The organism is Desulfobulbus oligotrophicus (assembly GCF_016446285.1).
In the GTDB taxonomy this organism is placed as follows: Bacteria; Desulfobacterota; Desulfobulbia; order Desulfobulbales; family Desulfobulbaceae; genus Desulfobulbus; species Desulfobulbus oligotrophicus.
The window spans coordinates 1130270-1156973 of record NZ_CP054140.1; the positions used below are offsets into that span (position 1 = coordinate 1130270).

General features: G+C 53.2%; 25 protein-coding genes. 21 read left to right on the forward strand and 4 right to left on the reverse strand.

What is annotated here, in order from left to right; genetic code table 11:
* The first annotated feature begins 18 nt into the window (after window positions 1-18).
* The 9 genes from HP555_RS05105 to dsrP all read left to right on the forward strand — a co-directional run bounded on the left by HP555_RS05105 (window position 19) and on the right by dsrP (window position 9681).
* Window positions 19-942, forward strand: a complete 924-nt coding sequence (locus HP555_RS05105; RefSeq protein ID WP_199264105.1) for an MBL fold metallo-hydrolase — start codon at window positions 19-21, stop codon at window positions 940-942.
* A gap of 45 nt (window positions 943-987) precedes the next feature.
* Window positions 988-1602 carry a sulfurtransferase-like selenium metabolism protein YedF gene (gene yedF, locus HP555_RS05110; RefSeq protein WP_199264106.1) on the forward strand — a complete coding sequence of 205 codons (615 nt, stop codon included), beginning with the start codon at window positions 988-990 and terminating at the stop codon, window positions 1600-1602.
* Between the two features lie 52 nt (window positions 1603-1654).
* The gene (locus tag HP555_RS05115) at window positions 1655-3796 is read left to right on the forward strand and encodes a carboxy terminal-processing peptidase (protein ID WP_199264107.1); all 2142 of its coding nucleotides are present in this window, start codon (window positions 1655-1657) and stop codon (window positions 3794-3796) included.
* Between the two features lie 148 nt (window positions 3797-3944).
* Window positions 3945-4484, forward strand: coding sequence for an RsbRD N-terminal domain-containing protein (locus HP555_RS05120; RefSeq protein WP_199264108.1), 540 nt, complete (start codon window positions 3945-3947; stop codon window positions 4482-4484).
* A 107-nt stretch (window positions 4485-4591) separates the two neighbouring features.
* A complete protein-coding gene (gene dsrM, locus HP555_RS05125) occupies window positions 4592-5611 on the forward strand; it encodes a sulfate reduction electron transfer complex DsrMKJOP subunit DsrM (RefSeq protein ID WP_199264109.1) in 1020 nt (339 codons plus the stop codon).
* Window positions 5612-5644: 33 nt separating this feature from the next.
* Complete coding sequence (dsrK, locus tag HP555_RS05130) at window positions 5645-7276, forward strand: sulfate reduction electron transfer complex DsrMKJOP subunit DsrK (protein ID WP_269846859.1); 1632 nt, start codon at window positions 5645-5647, stop codon at window positions 7274-7276.
* Between the two features lie 27 nt (window positions 7277-7303).
* Entirely contained in the window at window positions 7304-7675 is a 372-nt protein-coding gene (gene dsrJ / locus HP555_RS05135) for a sulfate reduction electron transfer complex DsrMKJOP subunit DsrJ (protein ID WP_199264110.1), read from the forward strand.
* Window positions 7676-7697: 22 nt separating this feature from the next.
* Entirely contained in the window at window positions 7698-8501 is an 804-nt protein-coding gene (gene dsrO / locus HP555_RS05140) for a sulfate reduction electron transfer complex DsrMKJOP subunit DsrO (RefSeq protein WP_199264111.1), read from the forward strand.
* A 7-nt stretch (window positions 8502-8508) separates the two neighbouring features.
* Window positions 8509-9681 carry a sulfate reduction electron transfer complex DsrMKJOP subunit DsrP gene (gene dsrP / locus HP555_RS05145; RefSeq protein ID WP_199264112.1) on the forward strand — a complete coding sequence of 391 codons (1173 nt, stop codon included), beginning with the start codon at window positions 8509-8511 and terminating at the stop codon, window positions 9679-9681.
* Window positions 9682-9742: 61 nt separating this feature from the next.
* On the opposite strand, the gene HP555_RS05150 is transcribed toward dsrP, so the two are convergent.
* On the reverse strand, window positions 9743-10528 hold the full coding sequence (locus tag HP555_RS05150) for a prepilin peptidase (RefSeq protein ID WP_199264113.1): 786 nt from the start codon (window positions 10526-10528) through the stop codon (window positions 9743-9745).
* A gap of 99 nt (window positions 10529-10627) precedes the next feature.
* Here HP555_RS05150 and HP555_RS05155 point away from each other — a divergent pair, with 99 nt between their 5' ends.
* From HP555_RS05155 to HP555_RS05210, 12 genes are all read left to right on the forward strand, one after another.
* On the forward strand, window positions 10628-11374 hold the full coding sequence (locus HP555_RS05155; RefSeq protein ID WP_233249249.1) for a dihydroorotate dehydrogenase electron transfer subunit: 747 nt from the start codon (window positions 10628-10630) through the stop codon (window positions 11372-11374).
* On the forward strand, window positions 11362-12297 hold the full coding sequence (locus HP555_RS05160; protein ID WP_199264115.1) for a dihydroorotate dehydrogenase: 936 nt from the start codon (window positions 11362-11364) through the stop codon (window positions 12295-12297). Before HP555_RS05155 ends, HP555_RS05160 begins: the two co-directional genes overlap by 13 nt.
* On the forward strand, window positions 12294-12992 hold the full coding sequence (aroD, locus tag HP555_RS05165; RefSeq protein WP_199264116.1) for a type I 3-dehydroquinate dehydratase: 699 nt from the start codon (window positions 12294-12296) through the stop codon (window positions 12990-12992). The genes HP555_RS05160 and aroD overlap by 4 nt, the downstream gene beginning before the upstream one ends.
* Window positions 12989-13831 carry a shikimate dehydrogenase gene (locus HP555_RS05170; protein ID WP_199264117.1) on the forward strand — a complete coding sequence of 281 codons (843 nt, stop codon included), beginning with the start codon at window positions 12989-12991 and terminating at the stop codon, window positions 13829-13831. The genes aroD and HP555_RS05170 overlap by 4 nt, the downstream gene beginning before the upstream one ends.
* An 18-nt stretch (window positions 13832-13849) precedes the next feature.
* Window positions 13850-15136 carry a 3-phosphoshikimate 1-carboxyvinyltransferase gene (aroA, locus tag HP555_RS05175; protein WP_199264118.1) on the forward strand — a complete coding sequence of 429 codons (1287 nt, stop codon included), beginning with the start codon at window positions 13850-13852 and terminating at the stop codon, window positions 15134-15136.
* A gap of 109 nt (window positions 15137-15245) precedes the next feature.
* A complete protein-coding gene (locus HP555_RS05180; RefSeq protein ID WP_199264119.1) occupies window positions 15246-17723 on the forward strand; it encodes a bifunctional aconitate hydratase 2/2-methylisocitrate dehydratase in 2478 nt (825 codons plus the stop codon).
* Between the two features lie 174 nt (window positions 17724-17897).
* Entirely contained in the window at window positions 17898-19019 is a 1122-nt protein-coding gene (locus HP555_RS05185) for a branched-chain amino acid ABC transporter substrate-binding protein (RefSeq protein ID WP_199264120.1), read from the forward strand.
* A gap of 57 nt (window positions 19020-19076) precedes the next feature.
* Window positions 19077-19982, forward strand: a complete 906-nt coding sequence (locus HP555_RS05190; protein WP_199264121.1) for a branched-chain amino acid ABC transporter permease — start codon at window positions 19077-19079, stop codon at window positions 19980-19982.
* Entirely contained in the window at window positions 19979-20929 is a 951-nt protein-coding gene (locus HP555_RS05195) for a branched-chain amino acid ABC transporter permease (RefSeq protein WP_199264122.1), read from the forward strand. The genes HP555_RS05190 and HP555_RS05195 overlap by 4 nt, the downstream gene beginning before the upstream one ends.
* Entirely contained in the window at window positions 20926-21702 is a 777-nt protein-coding gene (locus tag HP555_RS05200; RefSeq protein WP_199264123.1) for an ABC transporter ATP-binding protein, read from the forward strand. Before HP555_RS05195 ends, HP555_RS05200 begins: the two co-directional genes overlap by 4 nt.
* A complete protein-coding gene (locus HP555_RS05205; RefSeq protein ID WP_199264124.1) occupies window positions 21702-22412 on the forward strand; it encodes an ABC transporter ATP-binding protein in 711 nt (236 codons plus the stop codon). Before HP555_RS05200 ends, HP555_RS05205 begins: the two co-directional genes overlap by 1 nt.
* Before the next feature lie 188 nt (window positions 22413-22600).
* Entirely contained in the window at window positions 22601-23881 is a 1281-nt protein-coding gene (locus tag HP555_RS05210; protein ID WP_199264125.1) for an OmpP1/FadL family transporter, read from the forward strand.
* Window positions 23882-23895: 14 nt separating this feature from the next.
* On the opposite strand, the gene HP555_RS05215 is transcribed toward HP555_RS05210, so the two are convergent.
* The 3 genes from HP555_RS05215 to HP555_RS05225 form a co-directional block, all read right to left on the reverse strand.
* Window positions 23896-24498, reverse strand: a complete 603-nt coding sequence (locus HP555_RS05215; protein ID WP_199264126.1) for a methyltransferase family protein — start codon at window positions 24496-24498, stop codon at window positions 23896-23898.
* A gap of 433 nt (window positions 24499-24931) precedes the next feature.
* A complete protein-coding gene (locus HP555_RS05220) occupies window positions 24932-25693 on the reverse strand; it encodes a phosphate ABC transporter ATP-binding protein (RefSeq protein WP_199264127.1) in 762 nt (253 codons plus the stop codon).
* A 2-nt stretch (window positions 25694-25695) separates the two neighbouring features.
* Window positions 25696-26595 carry a PstA family ABC transporter permease gene (locus HP555_RS05225; protein ID WP_199264128.1) on the reverse strand — a complete coding sequence of 300 codons (900 nt, stop codon included), beginning with the start codon at window positions 26593-26595 and terminating at the stop codon, window positions 25696-25698.
* Between the last annotated feature and the right edge of the window lie 109 nt (window positions 26596-26704).

Consider the following 26704-nt stretch of genomic DNA (forward strand, 5'->3'; position numbering starts at 1 on the left):
GATAACAAGGATAGGCGCATGATCAAGGTAAAGTTTTGGGGAGTACGTGGCTCGATTCCGTGCCCTGGTCCGAAAACCATGAAATACGGTGGCAATACCGCCTGTATTGAGCTTCGTTTTCCGGAAGTCAACCGACAGGTCATCATTGATGCGGGCTCCGGCATCCGGGAGCTGGCTGACTACATGCTGGCAAACGACCTGCCGAAAGGCCCGATTGTAACCGAGATCTATCTGTCACACACCCACTGGGATCATATCATGGGATTTCCCTTTTTTGTGCCGATGTATATTCCCAGTACCCGTATCAGGGTGTTTGGTCCGGTGACCTATGAGGATGATCCGCTGGAAGTCGTCGTGGGCGGGCAGATGAAGTATCGGTATTTCCCTGTCAATATGGGCGAATTGGCCAGCAGTATTGAGTATCATCGGTTGAAAGAAGAACCGTTGATTGATCTGGGCGACGGTATTACCCTGTCGACGACTATTATTAACCACCCGATTTTAACCCTCGGTTACCGTTTCAGTTTTCGTAACTCCGTGTTTTGTACAGCCTATGACACGGAACCATATCGAAACCTTTTCATCACTGATCCCGATCATCCGGACTATGACGAGTTGATGGCGCAGGAAGGGGAAGAGGTTGCCAGGGAACAGAACCAGGTGCTGGAACGGTTTTTTCAGGGTGCAGACCTGCTGGTCCATGATGCCCAGTACACCAGGGCCGAATACGAACAAAACAAGGTCGGCTGGGGACATACCCCCATTGAGGATGCTGTTGCCGCCGCCCGGCGGGCAGGTGTGAAACAGCTGGCCCTTTTCCACCATGATCCGGTGCGCACCGATGATCAACTTGATGCAATGGCGTTGACCTACTGTGATCCGGCTCTTACCGCACCGATGCAGGTGTTTTTTGCCCGTGAGGGGCAAGAAATTGTCATTTAATACCTGTTCTTCCAACTCAATTCAACACCCCTTCTGGAGGTGTACATGTCCCGGATCACTCTTGATTGCACCGGTCTTGCCTGCCCGAAACCCGTTCTTCGTGTTAAAGATGCCCTTGCCCTGGGGGCGAGCCATATTGAAGTCACGGTCGATAACGTTGCGTCAAAAGAAAATATTTTTCGTTTCGCCCGCAGTCATGGGTATGCAGCAACGGGCAGCGATGGACCGGACGGTCGGCATACCATTAGCATAACAGCAACCGGGGAGCCGGTTGATCTCGAATTGGACACCAGTGATTATCAGTGCGCCATACCAACTTCTTCTGAAGTGGTGTATGTAATAGCTTCTGATTCCATGGGGCGGGGAAGTGAGGAGTTGGGCTGGGCTCTGCTGCAGACCTATATCCAGACTATTCAGGATGTTCAGCCATTGCCGAAAAAGATACTTCTGTACAACAGCGGCGTTAAGCTGGTGACAGTCTCTTCAGGGGCACTGGACGCCCTGCTGCATCTGCAGGAGCAGGGGGTCGAAATCTTCGTCTGTGGCACCTGTCTGGATTTTTTCAAACTGAAGTCCGCCATCAAGGTAGGGCACATCTCCAACATGTATGAGATTATGCATGCAATGATCAGTGCGGATAAGGTTGTCAGTCCCTTTTGAACTCCTTTTTTATCGGGATTTTTTCTGCGTTTAGGTTTTAGGTAACTCCTGCATGATATCGCAATTACACATTCTGGTTTTCTGCCGACGATTTCAGTCAGCTGCGGCTGCTTTTCTGGTCATCCTGTTGTTCCTGACAACAGAAGGGTTGGCGAAAAAGTCGGTTCCCGAAGAGTTTAACGCTGATCGAAACCAGCTGATTGCCCTGATGCTCAGTCAGCAATTGCCGGCGCAACATTTTAGTCATGCTCCTTTGGACGACAATCTGTCGCAAAGAGCTTTTGACCTCTATCTGCGCCAGCTTGATCCGCGGAAACGATTCCTTTTGGAATCAGATGCCCGACAGTTGAAAGCTTTTGCCGGCTATATTGATGATGAACTCAACAGCGGCAGAATTGTCTTGCCGGATGCGGGGATGACTCTGCTCAACGATCGGATTCATCAAGTGGAGGGCATGATCAACCCGCTCCTTGAGCAAGGTTTTGATTTTAATCAGCAGGAGTATCTTGAACTTGATGCCAAGAAGCTTGAGTTTGCAGAAAATGCTGAACAGCTGCAGAGTCGCTGGCGTCTCATGTTGAAGATGCAGGTGTTGGAATCGTTTTTTGAACTTCTTGAGACAAAAGGCAAACAGCAGCCGGATCTGTTGACGAACGTTGACCCCCAGAACCACCCGGCCCTGCTCAAGGAGGCAGTGAACAAGGTCCGTGAGTCGACACATCGTTCACTCAACCGGCTGGCTCACCAGTCCCGACAGGATCATTACGACCGATACTTTGACACAGTTGCCAGGGCATATGATCCGCATACTGATTATATGGCTCCCACGTCCAAGGAAGACTTTGATATCCAGATGAGCGGCTCCCTGGAAGGTATTGGAGCCCTGCTCAGAGAGGACGAGGGATTGATTAAGGTCGCCCGGATTATTCCCGGCAGTGCTGCGGAAAAACAGGGTCAGCTGCAGGCTGAGGATACGATTTTAGCGGTGGCCGAAAAAAACGGGGCGTTAATTGATATCTCAGAGATGCGGATTCGTGAGGCGGTCAGCCTTATCCGGGGCCCTAAGGGTACTGAGGTGCGTCTGAGTGTGCTCAAGCCCGACGGCACGAGGCGGACTGTTTCCATTGTCCGTGATGTGGTGCGTATTGAGGAAACCTATGTCAAGTCCACGGTGGTGCGGCAGGGAAAGACAGCCATCGGCTATTTGCGGATTCCCAGCTTTTACCGTGATTTTTCTGCTCAGATCAACGGTCAGGAGAGTCGGAATGTCAGTGATGATACCGCCGCGGAGCTGATTTCCCTGAAACGGCAGAAAATAGAGGGACTTGTTCTTGATTTACGTAATAACGGCGGCGGTGCACTGACAGATGCGGTTCAGGTTTCCGGATTGTTTCTGCCCGGTGGCCCTGTTGTGCAGGTCAAAGACGCTCAGGGGGTTATTCGGGTCCTGGAAGACGAAGATCCGTCCATGTTGTACGGTGGTCCATTGATCGTTCTGGTCAATCAGTTCAGTGCTTCAGCCTCGGAGATTCTTGCCGGTGCTCTTCAGGATTACGGCAGGGCCTTCATCATCGGCGGTGAACATACCCACGGTAAGGGAACGGTCCAGGCGATGCTGGATCTGAATAAAAATCTGCCGCTGTTCCATCTCCAGAAGTATGACGATCTGGGGGCTTTGAAATTGACCATCCAGAAATTTTACCGCATTAATGGTCATTCAACCCAGTATAAGGGCGTTGAGTCGGATCTGGTACTGCCTTCGATATTCGATTACCTGGAAACCGGTGAGCGATATCTCGACTATTCTCTTCCCTGGGATCAGGTCAGCCGCGTGCAATATTTTCGCTGGCAAGGGGAGCGTCTTGGCAAAGAGCAGTCCCGTCAGCTGGGGAACCAATGGGTAGGCGCGAGCCCGGCCTTTAAGACGATCAGGGAAGAGACATCAAAGGCAAAGGTTCGTGCTCAGCAGACCAGGGCAGGCGTTTTTGTGGACAGTATGTGGAAGGACCGGCAAGTGGCCAAGGCTACCCGCAATGAAGCCAAAGCCGTCGGTCTTTTGCAGGAAGATCCGGAAGATGAAACCAGCGACCATGGCACGAAGAAAATAGAAGATCAGGTGAACTCCGATCCGTACATACAGGTCGCGGTGCACATCCTCAGGGAATCGCTGCTGAGAACCGGCAGCACACCATGATTTTTATCTTGAAACAAATCGGCAATCATGCTAGAGCATTTCGGTGTATGAATCGCCATTCATTTTTATGGTAATGGGTTTATCGCTATATTGAACCAGTAGAAGCTTGATTTTCTTGGTTTAACAATTTTAGGAACAGGATGTGGTGATGCAGTTGTTGGAGGCGTTGACCAACAAAAAACAAGAAATTTTGAAGTGTTGGATTGACCGGACCCTCGACAGCTACCTGTCCCCCGGGTTTTTCAAGACAGCCAAAGACCCGTTCGCGAACCCGGTGGGCAGCAGCATTACTGCTGGATTGACCACGCTGCTTGATTTGCTGTTCACATCGGCCGAGCCTCAAGCCTTTATTAAGCCTGTGGACCAGGTCGTACGGATTCGTGCGGTCCAGGATTTTACCCCTGCACAGGCAGTGGCCCCCTTTCTTGAACTGAAATGGATCGTCCGGCAGGTGCTTGCCGGTGACAGGCGAGTCAAGGACATCTCTTTTTCGCTGGATACACTGGATTGTGAAATAGATCGCATGGCTCTGACAGCATTTGACATCTACAGCGAATGCCGGGAGCAGTTATATCGTAACCGTATTCAGGAACTGAAAAGCGGGAGAGCTCTGCTCACCGATGCCGGGTGCCCCTCTGCCCTGTTACGGCGGAATTTGGAAGACAGTGAGACCGCTGTCATAAAATGAGCAAGGACGTGTCGGACAGCTTCATGTCAGGTGATTGAAGCGGATGTCCGGCTCTTATCGTAACTTGAGTGCAAGTTACATTTAACATGCATGTGAAGGAGTGATCGATGAAGTACGCCTTCCCTTTAGCGGCAGTAATTGCTTTGGTATTGATTGCACTGGTTCTGGTGCAGATACCGGGCATGCAATACCTTTTTGGTGTTGTCATCCCTTATCTGGCCATGGCGATCTTCTTAGGCGGGGTTTGCTACCGGGTCATCCAATGGGGGAAATCGCCTGTTCCTTTTCGAATTCCCACCACCTGCGGTCAGGGATATTCGCTGCCTTGGATCAAGCAGAACAAGCTTGAGGCCCCAACGACTGCCGCTCAGGTAGTGGCCAGAATGTTTTTGGAGGTCGTGTTCTTTCGCTCGCTTTGGCGCAATACCAAAGCCAGTGTGTATGCCGGACCCAAGTTGACGTATGAATCCAGTAAATGGCTGTGGTTGTTTGGTATCATGTTCCACTACAGTTTTCTGGTCATAGTCATCCGTCATATGCGTCTTTTCCTTGATCCGGTTCCCGGGGTGGTTGCGTTTCTGGAACTCGGTGATTCTCTTTTGGAGATAGGGGCGCCGGTCATGTACATAACCGATATCACCATTGTGCTGGCCTTGCTGTACCTGCTGATCCGTCGTTTCACGAACCGCCAGGTTCGTTACATCTCGCTTGCCAACGACTATTTTCCTCTGTTTTTAATTTTGGGGATCGTTATCACCGGTATCCTGATGCGATTTTTTATCCGGACCAATGTGGATATCAATGCCATTAAGCAACTGGCTTTTGGCTTGGTCACCTTTTCTCCGACTATTGTCACTGAGATCAGTTCCCTGTTTTATGTCCATCTCTTCTTAGTATGCACTCTGCTTGTCTACTTTCCTTTCAGCAAGCTCATGCATATGGGCGGTGTTTTTCTCAGCCCAACCCGAAACCTGGCCAATAATTCGCGGATGAAGCGTCACATCAACCCATGGAACCCGGATATCAAGCCGCACTCCTATGCTGCGTATGAGGATGAATTCCGTGAGGATATGGTGGAACAGGGTATCCCTGTTGAAAAAGAGTTACCGCCTAAGGCCAACGACTAACGCTGGATAATTTAGCATATAAAGGACAGAGCAATGGCAGTGGTAAAGGTAGATAAGTTAGCGCGAAGTGTTGCTGAGGGACCTTCGTTGATGACAGGCTCCATCCCGACGAAAGACTGGATGGATGTTCCCGTTGTTTTTAAGCCCGGGAATTACGCCTATACAACGAAACCGGAGATATTGCGGTACCTTGACAGCCAAAAAGGCATCAGTTTGCCGAATGCACGCGAGTGGAACCCTGAGGACGACGATTGGAAGCTACCGGAGAATTGGAAGGAAATTATCATTCAGGGGCTTGCCGACCGGCTTGATCGTTTCCGTTCCCTGAAAATTTTTATGGATTGTTGTGTTCGCTGCGGAGCATGTTCCGATAAGTGCCACTTTTTCCTCGGCACCGGTGATCCGAAAAACATGCCGGTTTTACGTGCCGAACTTCTGCGATCGGTGTACCGGCAGGAATTCACCCGTGCCGGTAAAATTCTTGGCAGACTGGCCGGTGGGCGGGAGATGACCGTCGGTGTCCTCAAAGAATGGTTTATGTATGCCTATCAGTGCACTGAGTGCCGGCGGTGTTCAGTGTTTTGCCCCTACGGCATCGATACCGCTGAAATTACCATGATGCTTCGTGAGCTGCTGCACCTGGTCGGTATCGGGATTAACTGGTGTATGGAGCCGGTGGCCAACTCGAACCGTACCGGTAACCATATGGGCCTCACTCCACAGGCATTTAAAGGAAATGTGGAGTTTTTGTGTGAAGACATTGAGAGCTTGACCGGTATCACGGTTAATCCGAGTTTTAACCGCAAGGGTGCCGAGATTCTGTTTATCACCCCGTCGGCGGATGTTTTTGCGGAACCTGGAATTTTTACCTGCATGGGCTACTTGCTGCTGTTTGAGGCCATCGGCCTGGACTATACCTGGTCGACCTATGCATCTGAAGGAGGGAACTTCGGCCTTTTTACCTCCAACGAGGTGATGAAGAAACTCAACGGTAAGATGTATGCAGAAGCAAAACGACTGGGAGTACGATGGATTCTGGGTGGTGAATGTGGCCATATGTGGCGTGTTCTTCACCAGTATATGGATACCATGAACGGGCCGGCTGATTTTCTGGAGGTTCCGCGTTCGCCGATTACGGGAACGGTATTTGATAATGCCGCGTCTACGAAGATGATCCATATTTCAGAGTTCACTGCCGATCTTATCAAGCATAACAAGATTACCCTTGATAAGAGCCGTAACGCGCATGTCACGGCCACCTTCCACGATTCGTGTAACCCTGCCAGGGCAATGGGGCTGCTGGATGAGCCGCGCTATATACTCGATCATGTCGTCGAGAAATGGTACGAAATGCCGGAAAATACCATCCGTGAGCAAACGTTTTGCTGTGGATCAGGGACCGCGCTCAATACCGATGAAATTATGGAACTTCGTATGCGATCCGGGTTGCCGCGGGCAAATGCAGTCAGGTATGTCCAGGAAAAACACAACGTTAACACCTTGGGGTGTGTCTGTGCTATTGATCGGGCGACCTTGACCACGCTTATGGATTACTGGGTACCTGAAGTTCAGGTCGCCGGCTTAAGTGAGCTGGTCGGTAACGCATTGGTGATCGAAGGTGAACAACGTCAAGACCTGACCGAAGGGCTCAGGACCATGGTTTAATGACCAGCGAGGAAGGGAGGAAGAGCGATGTATGATAGCGGTAAAATAATCGCGGGACTGCTTATTTTTGTCCTGTTCGTCACCATACCCGTCTGGTACAACCGTGGCTCTGCTGGGGCGGTACCGGAACTTGAACTGCCGAAGGATGCAACGACCTGCGTGTTGCCGGCAGCTGAAATCAGGGCTGAGCACATGAAGCTCCTCAACGTCTGGCGTGATGAGGTGTTACGCGACGGCGACCGAGGTACTTTTGAAATTGATGGCAAGCAGTATCAGAAGAGCCTGATGCTGACCTGTATGAAGTGCCATACAAGCAAGGTGCGCTTTTGTGACAGGTGTCATGACTACACGTCGGTTAATCCTTATTGCTGGAACTGCCACTTGGCTCCTGTAGAATAACGGCTAAGGAGAAGATAAACAAATGGATACAAACAGAAGAAACTTCCTCAAGGTAGCCGGTATCTCAACTCTGGCCGGTCTTGGGGGGACGACGATTGTTAACAGACTGGTTGCCGGTGTCGATGAGGCTCATGCTGCAGCAACAGCAGGCTCCGGGGTGGAGCGCAAAACTTCCGAAACCATCCGCTACGGCCTGGTTATCGATATCAAAAAGTTCCATCAGGATCCAAGCTTGGGTGAAAAGGCGGTCAATGCCTGTCATCAGATCCACAATGTTCCGAAGTTTCCGGAAAAACGAGATGAGATTAAGTGGATTTGGATGACGAATTTCGAAAACGCGTTTGTTGAATCGCCAAACCTGTATCAGGATGAGGCGAACCAGACACATCAGTTGCCCATTCTGTGCAACCACTGTGATAATCCTCCGTGTGTCCGTGTCTGTCCGACAAAGGCCACTTATCGATATGAGGACGGAATTGTAGGTATGGATTACCACCGGTGTATCGGCTGCCGATTCTGTATGGCTGCCTGTCCCTATGGCAGCCGGAGCTTTAACTGGCGTGATCCCCAGGCGTATATTGAAAATATAAACCGGGACTATCCCGCTCGTACCCGTGGTGTGGTTGAGAAATGTAATTTTTGTGTTGAACGAGTGCAAGCCGGCCTGCAACCGGCCTGTGTTGAGGCAGTTGGCGATAGTAAGGCCTTGGTGTTCGGTAATCTCAAAGATCCTCATTCCGAGATCAGACAGATCCTGAAAGAAAAGCAGACCATTCAAAGGAACCCTTCTCTCGGAACCATACCTTCAGTCTTTTATATCGTGTGAGGGCCCCATGTTTGAAAAAGCACTAAAAGGAAATAAGTATTACTGGATGTGGTTGGCCTTTCTCGGCTTTTTTATAGCTGTAGGGGTTGTCAGCTATCTTCGTCAGTATTTTTTCGGACTTAGTCTTACCGGTATGACCCGGGATGTTTCCTGGGGAATATATATTGCCCAATTCACCTTCCTGGTCGGCGTGGCCGCCGGAGGTGTCATGCTGGTGCTCCCCTACTATATTCATAACTTCAAGGCCTTTGGACGTATTACCATCTTAGGTGAATTCCTCGCTATCGCGGCACTGCTGATGTGTATGATGTTTATTATGGCGGATCTTGGACAACCGCTTCGTGCGTTGAACGTTATCCTGCACCCGACCCCACACTCCATGTTGTTTTGGGATATGTGTGTTCTGTGGGGATACCTGATCTTAAATGCGCTGTGCGGCTGGGTCATCCTGACGGCGGAGCGCAAACAGGTCGCCCCGCCCAAGTGGATCTATTTCTTTGTCTACCTGTCGATTCCCTTCGCCATATCCATTCACACGGTTACAGCCATGCTGTACTGCGGTTTGCCCGGTCGGCATTTCTGGCTGTCTGCAATCATAGCCCCCAGGTTTCTCGCCTCTGCTTTTGCAGCCGGTCCTGCCCTGATCGTTGTGATGGCGCTCATCCTGAAGCGGGTAGCCAACTTTGACGCGGGGAAAGAGGCGATCGACAAAATGGTGACCATTATCACCTATGCTGCCATTACCAACATGTTTTTCCTCGGTATGGAGTTTTTTGTCGGGTATTATTCAGATATTCCGGGACATAAGCACTCTCTGCAGTATCTGTTCTTCGGTCTGGAGCATCACGGGCATGTCTACAACAACCTTGTTCCGTTTATGTGGGGATTTGTAATTCTGTTCCTGGTCGGTATTGGTCTGATCACTCATCCGTATACCAGAAGAAAAAACGATCTATGGCTTGGTATTGGTTGTGCCTCAATATTCATCGCCTTTTGGTTGGACAAGGGAATCGGGTTTGTACTGGCCGGATTCTTGCCGACCCCGGTTCATGAAATCGTAGAATATTATCCAAATATCAACGAAATTTTTGTTACTGCCGGTGTTTGGGCAACGGGATTTTTTATCCTTACCGTGCTTTATAAGGTCGCACTGGGAGTGGAACACGAGGTTGAAGCCTAAAGTCCAGGCTGCAAACGACAAAAAACCCCGACTTCGGTCGGGGTTTTTTTTATTGGTTGTATCACAGACCTGCTGCACTGAGGTAGAGCTGCCATAAACGGTGAATATGCTCTTCGAGAAAAAGGTAGGAGAGGGCGCCTAAGGCAAGAAACGGCCCAAAGGGGATTCTGGTCTGCCCGCCCTTTTTTTGCCGGCGCATGGCGATCAGGCCGACAATGCTGCCAAAAACCGAACTGGCAAATAGCACATAAGGGAGACACTGCCAGCCAAGGAAGGCGCCGATCATTGCCAGCAACTTGAGGTCGCCCCCTCCCATTCCCTCCCTGTTCGTCAGGCTCGCATGGTAGGCGGCCACCAGATAAAGAGAACCGCAACCGCACAGAATACCAAGACCGGACTGTTGCCAGGTAATGGTCTGGATGAAGAAGGATCCGAAAAAACCAAGCAGAATCCCGGGCAGACTGATTGTATCTGGAATTATTTGGTGATGGATATCAATAAATATGATAACCAGCAGAGCAGCACAAAAGACGACGTAGTAGCCCAGCTCCACACTCAATCCAAATTGACGGAGCACCAGAACCGCCAGGGTTGCCATGGCTATTTCGACCAGCGGGTACTGTTTCGAGATAGGCAGCCGACATGTTCGGCAGCGGCCGCACAGAAACAGATAACTTATAACCGGGATGTTTTCATACCAGGCCAGTGTATGCATACATTGTGGGCAGTGAGAGGCCGGGAAGGCGATTGACGCACCTTCCTGAGGCAGTCGCAGGATGACGACATTGAGAAAAGAACCGACGACTGCTCCGATGACCGCTGCGAGCGCAAACCAAACGATGTCCATGGAATAATTCCTTCCTGTTGAGTAAAACGACCCAGATTAATCTCTGCCTATTTTGTTGTATCGTCTTCTATGTCCGAGTTCCAGGAAAATTGTACAGTTGTGGCTGTTGAGCAGCTGGCGGATACTTTTTACCGGTTGACGCTGGCAGCGCCACAGATAGCCCCTGCCTCTCATCCGGGCCAGTTTGTGATGGTGGCATGCAGCCCAGGTCTCAATCCGCTTCTGCGCCGCCCGTTTTCTGTACACCGTCGCTGCGATCCTGATCGCATTCAACTCCTTTTTCGGGTGGTGGGACAGGGGACTGAACTCCTTGCCGCCAAAAAACCCGGCGATGTGCTCAATCTGATCGGTCCGCTGGGCCGGGGTTTTACAGTTGATGCCGCGGATCCAGTTTGTCTGATCGGAGGTGGTATCGGCATCGCTCCGCTGCTGTTTCTCGCCGAACAGCTCCGAATGACTCGGCGGGCATGCACTGTGCTCCTTGGTTCACGCACCGCTGCTGAGCTGTACCGGTTGACGGCTGATTTTATAGAGTGTGGCTGTGAGGTTGAGATTGCCACTGATGACGGCAGTGCCGGCTACCATGGTCTGGTCACAGATCTGCTGCCTCGCCGGCTGTCTGCCATGAAAAGATGCTATGCCTGCGGCCCGAAGCCGATGATGGCCACGACAGCGCTGCTCTGTCAGGCTGCCCGTGTTCCCTGTCAGGTCTCTCTGGAAGCCCATATGGCCTGTGGCCTGGGAGCATGTCTTGGATGTACCGTGCACGGGGTGGAGAACGGCTATCTCCATATCTGCCGCCAGGGACCGGTGCTCAATGCCGAGGAGGTCGCATGGAACAGATGAGCAGCACCCCGGAAATGTCGGTTTCGCTCGGGCCGCTTGTTTTAGCCAATCCGGTTATGACGGCGTCCGGAACGTTTGGCTATGCCGAAGAGTTTGCCTCCCTGGTGCCGCTTCATCAGCTCGGTGGTGTGGTGGTGAAGGGTATTTCCATTGCTCCCCGGTCGGGAAACCCGCCACCGCGCGTGGTTGAAACGCCGTGCGGCATGTTGAACGCCATTGGTCTGGAAAATGTCGGGGTCGAACGATTCATCAGTGAAAAGATGCCCTTTCTCCGTACATGTGGATGCCGGGTTATCGTGAACATTCTTGGCGATTCCATTGAAGAGTATGCCGAACTTGCTGCCCGGCTGTCTGCTGTTGCCGGAGTTGACGCTTTAGAGGTGAACATCTCGTGCCCCAATGTCAAAAAAGGCGGTGTGGCATTCGGTACAGTGCCGGAAATGGCTGCGGCTGTCACCATGGCAGTACGAAAATCCACAGATCTGCCGGTTATCGTCAAGTTGTCACCGAATGTGACGGATATTACCACCATGGCCAAGGTTGTGGCGGATAGCGGCGCCGATGCTCTCTCCCTGATCAATACCCTGATCGGTATGGCTATTGATGCCAGAACCAGAAAATCAAAACTCGGCAACATCGTCGGCGGGCTCTCCGGCCCGGCCATCAAACCTGTTGCTCTGCGCATGGTATGGCAGGCGGCCTCAGCTGTCACAATTCCGGTGATCGGTATCGGTGGTATCGGGACTGCTGAGGATGCCGTTGAATTTCTTCTGGCCGGTGCTACTGCTGTTCAGGTGGGAACAGCCAACTTTTACAACCCATCGGCAGCCTGCCAGATCCTGGCCGGTATCCAGCGGTACCTCGAAGAACAGGATGAGTCGTCGGTCCGCTCCATCATCGGAACTTTCCGGGCTGAAGTATGACCAGGAGTACTCGTGGACTGATCTGTGTCTCCGTGCTGGTCACAGAGGTCACCGCCATATCTCCGATGGTGGCCCCACTATCGGACTTGATTGATGTGATTGAGATCCGGATGGATGGTCTGCGGACCCCTTTGACGGCAGACGGTATTGTTGATCTGGGGAAACCCGTTTTGGTGACCAATCGGCCGACCTGGGAGGGCGGACTGTTTGCAGGGAAAGAAGAAGACCGGATTGCCCGGCTTAATCAGGCCATGGAGCTCGGGGTCGGCTATGTGGATATTGAACTGCAAACCGCTTTACAATGGCGAGCGGCTCTCTGTGCAAAGGCGAAAAAAACCGGGACGCAGGTGGTCATCTCCCATCATGATTTTCAGGGGACGCCGTCAGGCGAACAGCTGTCGATCATCTTACAGCAGATGATCACCAGTGGTGCCGACATCGGTAAAATCGTGACCACAGCTGTCACACCCCTGGATACTCTGCGAGTGCTCGACCTCCAGCACGAGGCCAGGGCTGCCGGTTTTCCGCTCAGTGCCTTTTGCATGGGTGCAATTGGTGCCATCAGTCGTTTTGCCTCTGTCTATCTGGGTGGATATATGACCTATGTAGCCCCTTCTCCGGAACAGGCGACAGCACCGGGACAGATCACAGCCCAGGATATGCATCTTTTGACATCTTTTTTACAGGCAGCATGAAGATCGACGGTCAGACACAACTTTTTGGTATCATCGGTGATCCGGTTGAACATTCACTGAGCCCGGTGATGCATAATGCCGCCTTGAGGCATCTGGGGCTGAACGGTGTCTATATTCCCATGCGCCCGGATAATCTGGCTGACGGTTTTCGCGGACTTCGCAGCCTGGGGTTTATCGGTGTTTCCGTTACTGTCCCGTTTAAAGTGGCTGTCATGGAGCACCTCGACGAGATCGACCCTGTGGCTCTGCAAATCGGTGCTGTCAACACGCTGATCTTTACCCGTACAGAGGCTGCAACACCGGTGTGCAGAGGCGTGAATACAGACTGGCTTGGTTCCAACCGTGCGCTTGCGGAAGTCATACAGATCGCTGGACGTACTGTTCTCATCCTGGGTGCGGGGGGGGCGGCGCGGGCTGTGGGGTTTGGGCTGATTGAGGCCGGAGCCAAAATCCTGATCTCGAACCGGACCGCCGAAAAGGCGCAGACCCTGGCAGCACAACTGGGCGGGACCTTTGTCCCGATGGACGCCTTGCCTGCCATTCAGGCCGATATCCTTATCAATACGACTTCGGTCGGCATGACACCGCATGATCAGGAGATTCCCATAGACCCGGAGCTGTTATCTCGTTTTGCTGTTGTGATGGATATTGTCTATGCACCGCTGGAAACCCGTTTACTTCGTGAAGCACGGGCCAGAGGGTGTCAGACTGTTGACGGCCTGCAGATGCTCCATTATCAGGGAGCAGAGCAATTTATACTGTGGACCGGTCACAGGGCTCCGCATACGGTTATGCGGCAGGCCCTGATCAAGGCTTTGACGGCAAGAAAAACGTCTTAATACCTGTTTGACCTATCAATGATCACAATAACACCTGTTCATACCCTCAATGCTGTGGTGACTGTTCCCGGCTCAAAAAGCCTGACCCAACGTGCCTTGATTGCAGCAGCTTTAGCCGATGGTTCTTCCCGGCTGCACGGGCCGCTGGCCAGTGAAGATACCTCTTTTACCATTCAGGCCCTGCGGGCCATGGGAGTCAGCTGTGACGACAGTGACCCGGTGTGCTGGCAGATTCACGGCAACGGAGGCAGGATCAACGAACCCGACAGTGCTATTTTTTTAGGCAACAATGGAACTGCCACCCGTTTTCTCACCTCGGTTGCGGCTCTCGGTCATGGTTGTTTTCACATCACCGGTAACGAACGTATGGCGCAGCGGCCGATTCTTCCTCTGATCGAAGCCCTGCGCGGCTGGCAGGTTGATGTTGTGAGTGATAATGGCACCGGTTGTCCGCCTTTGACCATCATCGGGCGAGGTCTGGCCGGTGGTCACACCGTCCTGCCGGAAGGCGAATCAAGTCAGTACCTGTCGTCGCTGCTGTTAGTTGCGCCGTATGCGGCCATACCGGCAACACTGGAAGTGCGTGGCGAGATCTTCTCGAAACCGTATGTCGCCATGACCCTGGCGGTTATGGCGGATTTCGGTATTCGGGTGGAGGCTGCCCCCGGCTTTAATGCTTTCCGTATCCCCCAGGGGAGGTATCAGGCACGGACGTACGCCATTGAGGGCGATGCCTCAGGGGCGTCGTACTTCTGGGCGGCTGCGGCAATCACCGGGGGCAGGGTGACCGTGGCCAATGTGCCAATCCCATCCATGCAGGGAGACACGAAACTTCTGGCCTACCTGGCTCGCATGGGATGCTGGATCGACCAGACCGATGCCGGCATAACCATCACTGGCCCGGAGGTGCTGGAAGGGATTGAAGTGGATATGGGCGATATCCCCGACGTGGCACCGACCTTGGCGGTTGTGGCTGCCTTTGCGCAAGGCACCACGATCATCCACAACATTGCTCATCTGCGTATCAAGGAGTGCGATCGTCTCTCCGCCGTGGTAACGGAGTTGCGCAAGATGGGGGCTGAGGTGGAAGAAGAACCGGCGCGGATGATCATCCATGGAAGACAGAGGGGCGACAACCTGCACGGTGCAACCATCGAGACCTATGATGATCACCGGATTGCCATGAGCTTTGCCGTTGCCGGTCTTCGTGTTCCCGGAGTGATCATCAGTAATGAACAGTGCGTTGCGAAATCGTTTCCAGATTTCTGGGAGCGATTCAGTCGGATGACAACGGAGTCGCAGTAGGACGATGGTGGATTGCTCAATATCCGGCCGGTTGATGGGTCCGGCAGCGATAAGCCAAAGCAAAGAGTGTGCGTTGTAATTCTTGCAGGGAGTGAGGTTGGAAGAAAGCATGTTGGAACAGTATCAAAAAGATGTTGCGGATCGGGCCCTTCTCGGAATACCACCCCTGCCGCTCAGTGCAGAGCAGACAGAAGATCTCATTGCCCTGTTGACACAGGGACATGATAAATCGGAGTTGCTGCTTGATCTGCTGGCCGATCGGGTGGAGCCGGGGGTCGGTAAAGCAGCGGCAGTTAAGGCCGGATGGTTGGAACAGGTGGCGCTGGGTACGGTCAGTGTACCAGGCCTGTCGGCTGAATCGGCGATTGCCATGCTGGGGCACATGGGCGGTGGTTACAATGTTGCCGCACTGATCCGCCTTCTGCAGAAGCCGGAGCTGGCCGCGTCTGCGGCTCAGGCGCTCAAGAAGGTGACCAAGATCTATGAGGCCTTTGATGAGGTGGCTGCCCTGGCCAGGGAGAACGCCGCTGCCAGGGAGGTGCTCGAGTCCTGGGCTGCGGCTGAATGGTTCACCCAAAGTGCACCCCTGCCGGAGCAGCTGCACTGTACAGTCTATAAGGTGGAGGGCGAGATCAATACCGATGACTTTTCTCCCGGTAACCAGGCTCAATCCCGTGCGGATATTCCACTGCATGCCACTTTTTTCGGTGTTACCCGTTTCCCCGAGGGGATCGGGACCATTGCGCAGTTTCGGCAGAACGGCAAAACCGTTGCCTTTGCCGGTGATGTGGTCGGAACCGGATCGTCCCGCAAGTCGGCAATTAACTCGGTGAGCTGGCATCTGGGCACGGATATTCACCATGTGCCCAACAAACGACGCGGCGGTATTGTGCTCGGTTCCACCATTGCCCCTATTTTTTACGCCACTGCACGCGATGCCGGTGTGCTGGCAATTGCCTGCGATGTGACCGACCTGCAAACCGGTGAGGAATGCACGCTCAATCTTCGGCAGTGGACGTTGACAGACCAGAATGGTCGATCAGTCCGCATGGACGAACCACCGGTCACTCTGCTTGATGAGTACCGTGCCGGTGGCCGACTCAACCTGATTATCGGCCGTAACCTTACCCGCATGGCCTGCGAAGCACTGCAGCGGCCTTATCCGTCGGTCTTCAAGGAGGTTGTGAATCCGGAGCCTGCAGAAGATCAGGCCTATACCCTTGCCCAGAAAATGGTGGGGCGTGCATGCGGTCTGCCGGGAGTGCTGCCCGGTACGGTTTGTCAGCCGCAGATAACCACGGTGGGTTCTCAGGACACCACCGGCCCCATGACGATGCAGGAGATCGAAGAGTTGGCCTGCCTCCGTTTCAAAACCGATCTGTTCATGCAGTCCTTCTGCCATACAGCCGCCTATCCCAAGACTTCGGATCTCGGTCGCTGGGACAGTATGGCTGAAACCACCATCAAGTGCGGCGGTCTTGCCCTGCGTCCCGGAGACGGTGTTATCCACTCCTGGTTAAACCGGATGCTGATTCCGGATACGGTTGGCACCGGGGGCGATTCTCACACCCGTTTTCCCCTGGGGATCTCATTTCCGGCAGGATCCGGGCTTGTGGCCTTTGCCGCGGCTCTGGGATTCATGCCCCTGGAAATGCCGCCGTCAGTGCTGGTTCGTTTTCACGGGCAACGCCGGCCGGGCATTACAGTTCGGGACATGGTCAATGCCATTCCGTACACAGCCCTGCAGAAGGGACTGTTGACGGTGGCCAAAAAAGAGAAGAAAAATATCTTTGCCGGGGTCATTCTGGAGATCGAGGGCATTGAAGATTTCAGTGTTGAAGAGGCTTTTGAGCTGAGTGACGCCTCTGCAGAACGCAGTGCGGCAGCCTGTACTGTAGCCTTGTCGTTATCCAGGGTGGAAAGCAATATCAGGGACAACATCGGCCTGCTGCTGCAGTTGATCGATGAGGGCTATCAGGACAGGGAGGCGCTGGTACGACGGATTGCCGCCCTGGAGGCATGGCTGGCTGCCCCATCTCTTTTGTGCAGAGATGAGAAGGCCCGGTACAAGGCAGTTCTTGATATTGATCTGAATACGGTGGTTGAACCCCTTCTGGCCTGCCCAAACGATCCGGACGACATCCGTCCGCTGAGTTCGGTGGCAGGCACTGCCATTGATGAGGCCTTTATCGGTTCGTGCATGACGCACCTTGGTCATCTGCGTGTTGCGGCGCATTTATTGAAGGATGAACCCTATGCACAAAGTCGTCTGTGGATCGCTCCGGCAACCCGTATGGATCGGGATGTGATCCGCAACGAAGGCGGGCTGAGCGTTTTTGCACAGATAGGCGGGCGTGTCGAGATTCCCGGTTGCAGTCTGTGCATGGGCAATCAGGCCCGGGTTCAGCCCGGAGCTGTGGTGATGTCCACCTCAACCCGTAATTTTGACAATCGACTCGGTGACGGTGCCCGGGTGTTTCTCGGGTCAGCCGAGGTGACCGCAATCAGTGCCCTGTTGGGCAGATTACCGACCGTGGCGGAATACCATGCGTTTTTAGCAAGAAAACAGGTGGCCGGCGGACAGTAGGTTTTGCAGAGTTTTTATTTACCCCAGGCTTGCTGAATCGTGTTCTACCCAGGTGTAACGCCGTTATCTGGCCGGCTTAATGGTTGACTTCCAATGGCTTTACTGATACCAATTCCTGTTTAAAAATGGCATCGTCGGTTGTCTCTCATGCTTTTTACAACGAAGGAGAAGAAGATGAAAAGACTGTTGTATCTTGTTACAGGCCTGTTTTTTGTACTGGTGACCGGTTCTCAAGCCGCAGATACTGTCAAAATCGGTCTCATGGGTCCACTAACCGGTGCCTGGGCCGGTGAAGGCCAGGAGATGAAACAGGTTGTCGGTCTGCTGGCTGAAGAGTTGAATCAGCAGGGCGGAGTGAACGGCAAGAAAGTTGAAATTCTCAACGAGGATGATGCCGGTGACCCCCGCCAAGCCTCCCTTGCTGCCAACCGGCTTGCTACACAGGGTATCATCGCAGTGATTGGAACCTATGGTTCGGCCATCACCGAGGCCACGCAAAATATTTACGATGAGGCCGGTGTTATTCAGGTGGCCAACGGTTCCACTGCTATCCGGTTATCTGAAAAAGGTCTTGCCAACTTCTTTCGTACCTGTCCGCGAGACGATGAACAGGGCAAGGTAGCTACCGCCACTATCCGTCAACTCGGGCACAAGAAGGTGGCCATCATCCATGACAGTACCTCGTATGCCAAGGGACTGGCCGAAGAGACGCAGGCTAATCTTAAGAACGAAAATATCCCGGTTGTCTTCTTTGAAGCTCTCACCCCCGGTGAGCGTGATTACAACACCATACTGACCAAGATGAAGGCGGCAGATCCCGACTTTGTCTTCTTCACCGGTTATTATCCTGAAGCCGGTCTGTTACTACGTCAGAAAAAAGAGATGGGCTGGGGAGTTCCCTTTATGGGTGGTGATGCGGTCAACAATCCTGAGCTGGTCAAGATTGCTGGTACTGCCGCTGCGGAAGGATTCTTGTTTCTTACGCCGCCATTGCCAAAAGATCTGGATACTCCTGCCGCTCGTTCTTTTGTTGCCTCCTTTGAGAAGAAATTTGGCAACGCACCCAAATCCATCTATCCTGTCCTTGCCGGAGACGGTTTCAGGGTGATCATTGAGGCCATCAAGGGTACTGACTCGACCGATCCTGCCAAGATCTCCGCCTACCTGAAGCAGTCGCTCAAGGATTTCCCGGGCCTGACCGGTACGATCTCGTTCAACGACAAGGGTGATCGTGTAGGCGAGGTGTATCGGGTGTACAAGGTGGACAGTCAGGGCGCTTTCATCCTGCAGCCTTAATCGTCAATCCCTTTCCATGCCGGGACGGCACTGTCCCGGCATACTGTTTAAGAGCCGATGGAGCAATTTTTTCAGCAACTGACCAATGGTCTGGCCGTAGGTGGCATCTATGCGCTTATTGCGCTGGGATATACCATGGTTTACGGTGTGCTGAGACTGATCAACTTTGCCCACGGCGATCTGTTTACCATCGGCGCCTATCTGGGGTTGACCCTGCTCACCTCCCTTGCCCTGACCGATTATCTCAGCGGTTTTCTCGGAGTCGGCCTGCTGGCATTGATGGTCATGGGGTTGGTGAGCATCATCGGTATTCTGTTGGAGCGCATCGCCTACCGCCCCCTGCGTGAATCACATCGTCTGTCTGCGGTGGTATCGGCGCTGGGTGCATCGATCTTCTTCCAGAACGCAATCATGCTCATCTACGGCGCCAAGTACTACGTCTATCCGCAAGATCTGTTGCCCAACACGCCGATACTTATCCTGGGCATGCCTATTCCGCTCATGCGCATCCTTATCCTGCTCTCCTCGATTCTGATGATGGTCGCCCTGTACCTGTTCGTTCAGAAAACACGTATCGGTACGGCCATTCGTGCGACGGCCATTGATCAGGATGCCGCCCGCCTGATGGGTATTGATGTCAATCGGGTGATCATGATTGTCTTTTGCATCGGGCCGGCTCTGGGCGGTGCTGCCGGTATGATGGTGGGGATCTATTATGGGCAGATCAACTTCACCATGGGCTGGATTTATGGTCTCAAGGCCTTCACAGCGGCCATTCTCGGTGGAATCGGGAACATTCCGGGTGCCATGCTGGGCGGCCTGCTCCTCGGCGTGATCGAGTCGCTGAGCTCAGCGTACATCTCCATGGCCTGGAAGGATGCGATCGCCTTTTTCGTCCTGATTCTCATCCTCATTGTCCGTCCCACCGGGTTGCTCGGTGAACGAGTGGCGGAAAAGATATGAAAGTCCCCGGCTCTGTCCCTGTTGTTCTTTTTTCCGCCCTCATTCTGGCCGCACCGCTGGTTCTTGACCATTACTGGCTGGATGTGCTCAACAGCATCGGCCTGTATACGATCCTCGGCCTGAGTCTGAACATCATTCTCGGGCATGCAGGGATGTTCAACATGGGACATGCCGCCTTTTACGCCATAGGTGCCTACACCACCGCTATTCTCAATACGCAGTACGGTGTGCCCGTGCTGTGGACATTACCGCTGAGCGGCTTGGCGGCAGCGCTGTTTGCCGTGATTGTGGCGCGGCCGATCATCCATCTGCGCGGTGATTATCTGCTCATCGTTACCATTGGAATGGTGGAGATTGTGCGTATTGCCCTGATCAATGACGTGTTCGGCATTACCGGTGGTGCAAACGGGATCTTCGGTATCAGCAGACCGGAGCTGTTCGGCTTCAAGCTCAGGCAGCCTCAGCATTTCTACTATTTCATCTGGCTGTTTGTCGGAATAACTGTTGTTCTTTTCACTCTGCTGGAAAATTCTCGTTTTGGCCGGGCCCTGAACTATCTTCGTGAAGATGATGTTGCCGCTGAGGGCAGCGGTATCAACACTGCTGCCTATAAGTTGGCGGCCTTTGCCCTGGGCGCCGGCTGGGCCGGTATGGCCGGAACGATCTTTGCCTCGAAGATGACAATTATCTCCCCTGAATCGTTCAGCTTCTGGGAGTCGGTTCTTCTGTTCATGATCGTCATTCTCGGTGGTGCGGGGAATATCGCCGGTGTGATTCTCGGCGCTTTTCTGGTGATCGGTCTGCCTGAGGTGTTCCGGGATCTCTCCACGGCCCGTATGCTGTTTTACGGACTCGCGATGATGTTCATGATGATCTATCGCACCCAGGGTATCCTGCCGCCTCAACCACGGGTGTACCGTCTGGACAGGGTGGGGGAAAATCCGTGAATCTGCTTGTCCTTGATCGCATCACCAGGCGTTTTGGTGGTCTGACGGCGGTGAACAACGTGTCGTTCACCGTTGCCGAGGGACAGGTCGTTGGCCTGATCGGGCCGAACGGCGCTGGTAAGACCACGGTTTTTAACCTCATCACCGGGAACTATCGACCGGATGAGGGATCGGTTATCCTGGAGGAGAGATTTCTTAACGGTCTGGCACCGCATCGTATTGTCCAGTTGGGCATTGCCCGTACTTTTCAGACCATTCGGCTGTTCCAGAATATGTCGGTTATTGAGAACGTCCTTGCAGGCTGCCACTGCCGGATGCGTACCGGTATTTTCGGTTCTCTGTTGCATACTCCGGGCCAGCGGCGGGAAGAGAGAGAGCAGTTGAACAGAGCCCTGGCCGAACTGGCATTTGTCGGCCTGCAGGAGAGCGGGCAGCAGCTGGCAAAAAACCTGTCCTACGGGAACCAGCGTCTTCTGGAGATTGCACGGGCCCTGGCCACTTCACCGAAGTTGCTCATCCTTGATGAGCCGGCCGGCGGGATGAACGAACAGGAGACGCAGCAGCTCATCGCGCTGATTGTCCGTCTGCGTGCCCGGGGCCTGACAATTCTTCTTATTGAGCATGATATGAAACTGGTGATGAAGGCCTGTGATCGACTGGTTGTCATTGAGTATGGAAGCAAGATTGCTGAAGGTACACCCGAAGAGATCCAGCGTGACCCACGGGTCATTGCTGCGTATCTGGGCACTGATAACGATGACAGTAAAGACTGATGCTGCTTGATATACGCGATCTGCACGTCCGGTATGGCAACGTAGAGGTTCTGCATCAAATAAGCCTGCATGTTGCTGCCGGTGAAATCGTCACTCTTTTGGGCGCCAACGGTGCCGGTAAATCCACCACTCTGCTCAGTATCAGCGGCCTTGTGAGGCCATCCGGCGGTGAGATTATTTTTGATGGGCGTGCTTTACACGAGCTTCCTGCACACCAGATCGTGCATGCAGGTATCAGTCAGGCACCCGAAGGACGGCGTGTGTTCGGGACCCTGACGGTTGAGGAGAACATCAATCTTGGAGCGTTTATTACTCGCGACAAGGAGAAAATAGCGCAGACCCGGGAGTGGATCTACGATCTCTTCCCGCGGCTTGCTGAAAGACAGAAGCAACTGGCAGGGACCCTCAGTGGAGGGGAGCAGCAGATGCTGGCCATCGGCCGAGCCTTGATGAGTAATCCCAAGCTGCTGCTGCTGGATGAGCCAAGTCTTGGACTGGCACCGCTTCTCGTGCGGGCTATTTTTGACACCATCAGGACAATCAATGCTGCCGGTGTCACCGTCGTGCTGGTGGAACAGAATGCCAAGGCAGCCCTGCATCTCGCCCATCGCGGTTATGTCCTTGAGGTCGGCCGGATTATCCTGCACGGTGAGGCGCAGGATCTGCTGTCAAATCCTCAGGTTCGCAAGGCGTACCTGGGCGGAGCCTGAGTTGTTTGCTGTGAGTGTCTTGCAGATGTGTAATCGGTTGCATGTTTGCGCAATGTGCAGAAGGTGGCCTGTTATCAGCAGGTTTTGTGAACCATCTTTTCCTCAGTCGTGCGGCCCGTGAGTCCGCCCAGAGTGCTGATCTGTAATGGCAGCGGTATTCTTTGAAGCAACCGGGAGATGCTAGCAGTATGTTGTTTTTTACCAGTTCGGTTCACATGCAGTTGCGCAGATTTTTGCTCTTTTCCATGGCCCTTGCCGTCCTGCTGCTGGAAACCGCCCATGCCTCCGGTTTTCGTATAGCCAACCAATCTCTTGGTGCCGTGGGAATATCCGGAGCTCAGGTGGCATCAACACGCGGTGCTGATGCAAGCTACTATAACCCGGCCAACATGAGTTTTATCCCGGATCAGTGGCAGCTGGAGACCTCCCTGACCCTCTTGCACTTACCGAAGATCACCTACACAGACACTCGCTTTAGCACGTTGAACGGTACTTCTGATGGCGAGTTGTTCTACCTGCCCCTTGTGCATGTTGTAACGGAAACATTTGACAGACTGCGTTTCGGTTTTTCACTGACATATCCCTATGGGTTGTCCAAACAGTGGGACCAGATGTACCCCCAGACATTTGCCAAAGAGTTTTCTCTGCTCACTGTTGAGGCAAACCCGACCTTTGCCGTTGCCCTCACCGACTGGTTGAGTGTTGGCGGTGGGGTGCGGTTTGTGCATGGACGGGGGCAGGTTAAAAATGAGGTTGCAGGAGGAGGGCTTCCCTTTGGTATGGAGCGATCTTCAAAGGGAACAGATACAGCCTTGGGATACAACCTTGCCCTGTCCGTCCGTCCGGTCAGTGAATGGACCATGGCGGCAACATACCGATCCAGGATAGCATTGAATCTGGACGGAGCGACGGAGATGACAACCTCTGCCGGTATGGTTGCGCCGTACTCAGGAAGGGGCGATGTGGCAATCAACCTGCCGGCAGTCTTCAGCCTTGCCACAGCCTATACCTGGGACAGCCTGACCGTGGAGGTCGGGTGGGAGAGAACATTCTGGTCCTCGTTTGATGACCTTTATTTTTTGTTTCACCCGGCTGTGACAGGTACACCCTATGCTGTTTTTGATGGTGTTCTGCAGAAAGACTGGGATGATGCAGACGCCTATCGTCTGGGGTTGACTTATGCATGGAATGAGCGGTGGACAACCACGCTTGGAGTCTCTTACGAGCGCACGCCTGTCCCTTCCGCCACCCTGGGTTTTGAACTGCCGGATGCCGATGCACTGGTCTATTCCGCTGGTATCCGTTTCCGTCCCTCACCCCGGTTCGAATATGGGGTATCGTATATGTATTATCGGACCAGGGCAAGATCCATTGATGCGGTTACCGACGGCAATCTTTCCGACATCTCCGGCAGGTTCACCGACGGCGGGGCGCACGCCCTGACCTTCGGAATGATCACCACCTTCTGATCAGCTGAGTCAACTTATTTTTTCTGGAAGATACGCCACGGAATGAGCATGGGCACCTCTTTGCAGTATGCTTGATACGCTGCTCCATGCTTGAGGTGTAACTTGCGTTCTTCAAGAAAAGTACCGATCAGCACATAGCCTGTCAGGATGACGCGAATCAGCAGGCCCAGGTCGGTCAGGCCGGGAACACCCCATAACAGGGCCATGGCACCGCTGTACCAGGGGTGCCGGACATGCTGTAGCACGCCGGTTTTTAAAAAGGACGGCGGCTGACCTGTTCGGCCGGCTCGTGCGTCGTACCATTGACGAAGACCCAGAAAGGTCTGCAGGTCATAGGCCTTGGCCCCACTGATGAACAGCATACCCGCATAGACGAGCAGCACCACCTGCACACCTGTTCCCCATGGCGGAAGCGGTATGCGATGCTGGGGCAGTGAGGCTGTGCACCCGAACAGAAGGAGCAGGCTGACGGTGGCAAAGCAGACATAGCCCAGGCGATAAAAACCCTGCCACATGCCGCCTTTTTCAGCAATCCACTGTTGAGCCCGCACGGTTATCAGCAGGCTGTGTACCGCGCACCATACCAGCCATAGCAGACATACCTTTATTGCTGTCATAGGATCTTTGCTGCCATTTTTTTTCGCTTCCACCGGAACTTCCAACAGGTGGCAAGTCAGGGTATCGTCCCGGTAACTTTCGTATCTGTCTGTCGGCTGAGTCGTGTCAGACATCCATTTGCTTCAAAACCAGCCCTATCTTTATCCTGTTATCACCGACAGGTCCACACCGACTTTGGACTTTGCATGTGGAAATTTTTCGAGGTCAAATTATCCGATGTTTCACAGTCTGCTCCCCGTTTTCCTGGCTCAACCAGGTCTCATTACAGATAGTTGCTGTTCTCCTCTGTTCTTTGCATATCTGTTTGTAACGCTTTTTCAAAAGAAAAAAGCTCCAGAAAAGAATGACTTTCTCCTTAAGCTCCTGACTGGAGGTGGATTTATTTGCCCTGGCAGGTGTCTCCGGGTTGTGATGGTTCTTTTTGTTGCGGAGCTAGACCAGGACTTCCAGCTCTGCAGTTGAAAGCTGCTCATCTCTATCCAGGTGATGGGTGATTCTCCCCTGAGAACAGATCATGATCGTGTGTCCGACGCGGCGCGCCTGAGTCAGACTGTGGGAAACCATGACAATGGTATACTGCTCCGCCAAAGTGGTCAGTAAATCCTCAATGTAGCGACTGGCGTGCACATCCAGAGAAGCTGTGGGTTCATCAAGTAAAAGAATGTCCGGGCGCAAGGCCAGGGCCCGGGCCAGACACAGGCGTTGCTGCTGGCCGCCGGAAAGTCGCTGGGCCGGTTTATGCAGGCCGTCGCGGACTTCTGCCCACAGGCCCACGAGCTGCAAGGCCTGATAGACCCGCTCCTGAATCTCTGTTTTGGCAGCTTGACTCACCAGAGTTAAAGGCAGGGCTATGTTTTTGTACACACTGACAGGAAAGATATTGGGCGTTTGGAAGAGCATGCCCACGCGCTGGCGCAGGCTGGTCAGTTTGAGTGGTGCAGGTTGGGGGATGCCTGTGTTTTTCCTGTCATCCTGGGGATACACAGCAAGGTGTTCCTGCCCTGTATTGAGAAAAATCTGTCCCCTGGTGACACAGCCTGCAAACTCTTCATTGAGTCTGTTGATGGTGCGCAGCAAAGTGGTTTTGCCGGACCCGGACCTCCCAATGAGCACGCTGATGTTGTGACGTTGAAAAGCAGCGGTAATTTCCTGAAGAACCTGGTGTCCAAAAAAATAGACCGATACCTTATCCATACTTATTGCAGTACTGATGGTCTTTCTCCTTGCCAGAAAAGTTTATGCCCCACTTCCAGTAGCTTGGCCAGGGCGACCATGGCTGTGGCCAGGAAAAGTAAGAGCAGGGCAGCACCAAAGGCCAGGTTGAGTTCTTCCTGACTCTGATAATGGGCCATGGTGTAGTAGATGGTAAAGGGCAGGGCTTCGAACTTGGCCCACAAACTGGAGGGCAGCCCGGCATTGGCCACAGCTCCTGTGAGCATGATCACAGCGGTGTCTTCAGCACAACGCCCCATGGCCAGAATAGACCCACTGACAATGCCCCGCACTGCCATGGGTACAGCAAGACAGAAAATGATTTGATTTTTGGACAGGCCAAGGCTGGTGGCGGCTAATTTTATGGAGGAGGGTACAGCTTCCAGGGCTTCTCTGGTATTGACCACCAAAACCGGGGTGACCAGAAGACTCAAACAGCCTGCAGCCAGGAACAGGCAGGTGTTGGCCTCAGGGAAGAAGGCCCGCCGCAGAAATAAAATAAGGGTAAAGCCAAAGAGTCCCATGACAATGGATGGCGCTCCAGCCAGAAGATCAATGGCGGTGTTTACTCGTTTTTTCCACAGGGGAGTGGCATATTCAGCCAGAAAAATTCCACAACCAATACCGGGTAAAAGCACCAGACCCATGGTGACGGTCATGAGGCAGAGGGTGCCCATGAAAGCCGGCCAGATCCCTTCCCATACCGGTGCTTTCCCCATTATGGCGTCCATGGGCGCTGTGTCACCAAAGAATAGTTCTGTTCCCCAGGTGGGCAGGCCCTTCAAGAGGAGGAAAAAAAATAACGTACCAACACATCCCAGTACCAGAGCTGCTGACAGGCCCATGCTTGAGCGAAAAACATGAAAGATAAGAGGTCGTTTCATCGATGAAAATTTAGAGAAATGCTGATCAGAGTAAATGTGCCTACTCGTACCCTAAAACCCAACATACGAGGATGACTCTATAAGGTTGTTGTCATTTTTGTGACCCGCG

Bases quoted from the DNA above. Each gene is read 5' to 3' on its own strand.
- HP555_RS05115 (WP_199264107.1), top strand. From the start codon at position 1,655: ATGATATCGCAATTACACATTCTGGTTTTCTGCCGACGATTTCAGTCA.
- dsrO (WP_199264111.1), top strand. From the start codon at position 7,698: ATGGATACAAACAGAAGAAACTTCCTCAAGGTAGCCGGTATCTCAACT.
- HP555_RS05170 (WP_199264117.1), top strand. From the start codon at position 12,989: ATGAAGATCGACGGTCAGACACAACTTTTTGGTATCATCGGTGATCCG.
- aroA (WP_199264118.1), top strand. From the start codon at position 13,850: ATGATCACAATAACACCTGTTCATACCCTCAATGCTGTGGTGACTGTT.
- HP555_RS05225 (WP_199264128.1), bottom strand. From the start codon at position 26,595: ATGAAACGACCTCTTATCTTTCATGTTTTTCGCTCAAGCATGGGCCTG.
- HP555_RS05190 (WP_199264121.1), top strand. From the start codon at position 19,077: ATGGAGCAATTTTTTCAGCAACTGACCAATGGTCTGGCCGTAGGTGGC.
- HP555_RS05180 (WP_199264119.1), top strand. From the start codon at position 15,246: ATGTTGGAACAGTATCAAAAAGATGTTGCGGATCGGGCCCTTCTCGGA.
- HP555_RS05210 (WP_199264125.1), top strand. From the start codon at position 22,601: ATGTTGTTTTTTACCAGTTCGGTTCACATGCAGTTGCGCAGATTTTTG.
- HP555_RS05220 (WP_199264127.1), bottom strand. From the start codon at position 25,693: ATGGATAAGGTATCGGTCTATTTTTTTGGACACCAGGTTCTTCAGGAA.
- aroD (WP_199264116.1), top strand. From the start codon at position 12,294: ATGACCAGGAGTACTCGTGGACTGATCTGTGTCTCCGTGCTGGTCACA.
- dsrP (WP_199264112.1), top strand. From the start codon at position 8,509: ATGTTTGAAAAAGCACTAAAAGGAAATAAGTATTACTGGATGTGGTTG.
- dsrJ (WP_199264110.1), top strand. From the start codon at position 7,304: ATGTATGATAGCGGTAAAATAATCGCGGGACTGCTTATTTTTGTCCTG.
- dsrK (WP_269846859.1), top strand. From the start codon at position 5,645: ATGGCAGTGGTAAAGGTAGATAAGTTAGCGCGAAGTGTTGCTGAGGGA.
- HP555_RS05105 (WP_199264105.1), top strand. From the start codon at position 19: ATGATCAAGGTAAAGTTTTGGGGAGTACGTGGCTCGATTCCGTGCCCT.
- HP555_RS05185 (WP_199264120.1), top strand. From the start codon at position 17,898: ATGAAAAGACTGTTGTATCTTGTTACAGGCCTGTTTTTTGTACTGGTG.
- HP555_RS05120 (WP_199264108.1), top strand. From the start codon at position 3,945: ATGCAGTTGTTGGAGGCGTTGACCAACAAAAAACAAGAAATTTTGAAG.
- HP555_RS05150 (WP_199264113.1), bottom strand. From the start codon at position 10,528: ATGGACATCGTTTGGTTTGCGCTCGCAGCGGTCATCGGAGCAGTCGTC.
- HP555_RS05160 (WP_199264115.1), top strand. From the start codon at position 11,362: ATGGAACAGATGAGCAGCACCCCGGAAATGTCGGTTTCGCTCGGGCCG.
- yedF (WP_199264106.1), top strand. From the start codon at position 988: ATGTCCCGGATCACTCTTGATTGCACCGGTCTTGCCTGCCCGAAACCC.
- HP555_RS05195 (WP_199264122.1), top strand. From the start codon at position 19,979: ATGAAAGTCCCCGGCTCTGTCCCTGTTGTTCTTTTTTCCGCCCTCATT.
- HP555_RS05215 (WP_199264126.1), bottom strand. From the start codon at position 24,498: ATGACAGCAATAAAGGTATGTCTGCTATGGCTGGTATGGTGCGCGGTA.
- HP555_RS05205 (WP_199264124.1), top strand. From the start codon at position 21,702: ATGCTGCTTGATATACGCGATCTGCACGTCCGGTATGGCAACGTAGAG.
- dsrM (WP_199264109.1), top strand. From the start codon at position 4,592: ATGAAGTACGCCTTCCCTTTAGCGGCAGTAATTGCTTTGGTATTGATT.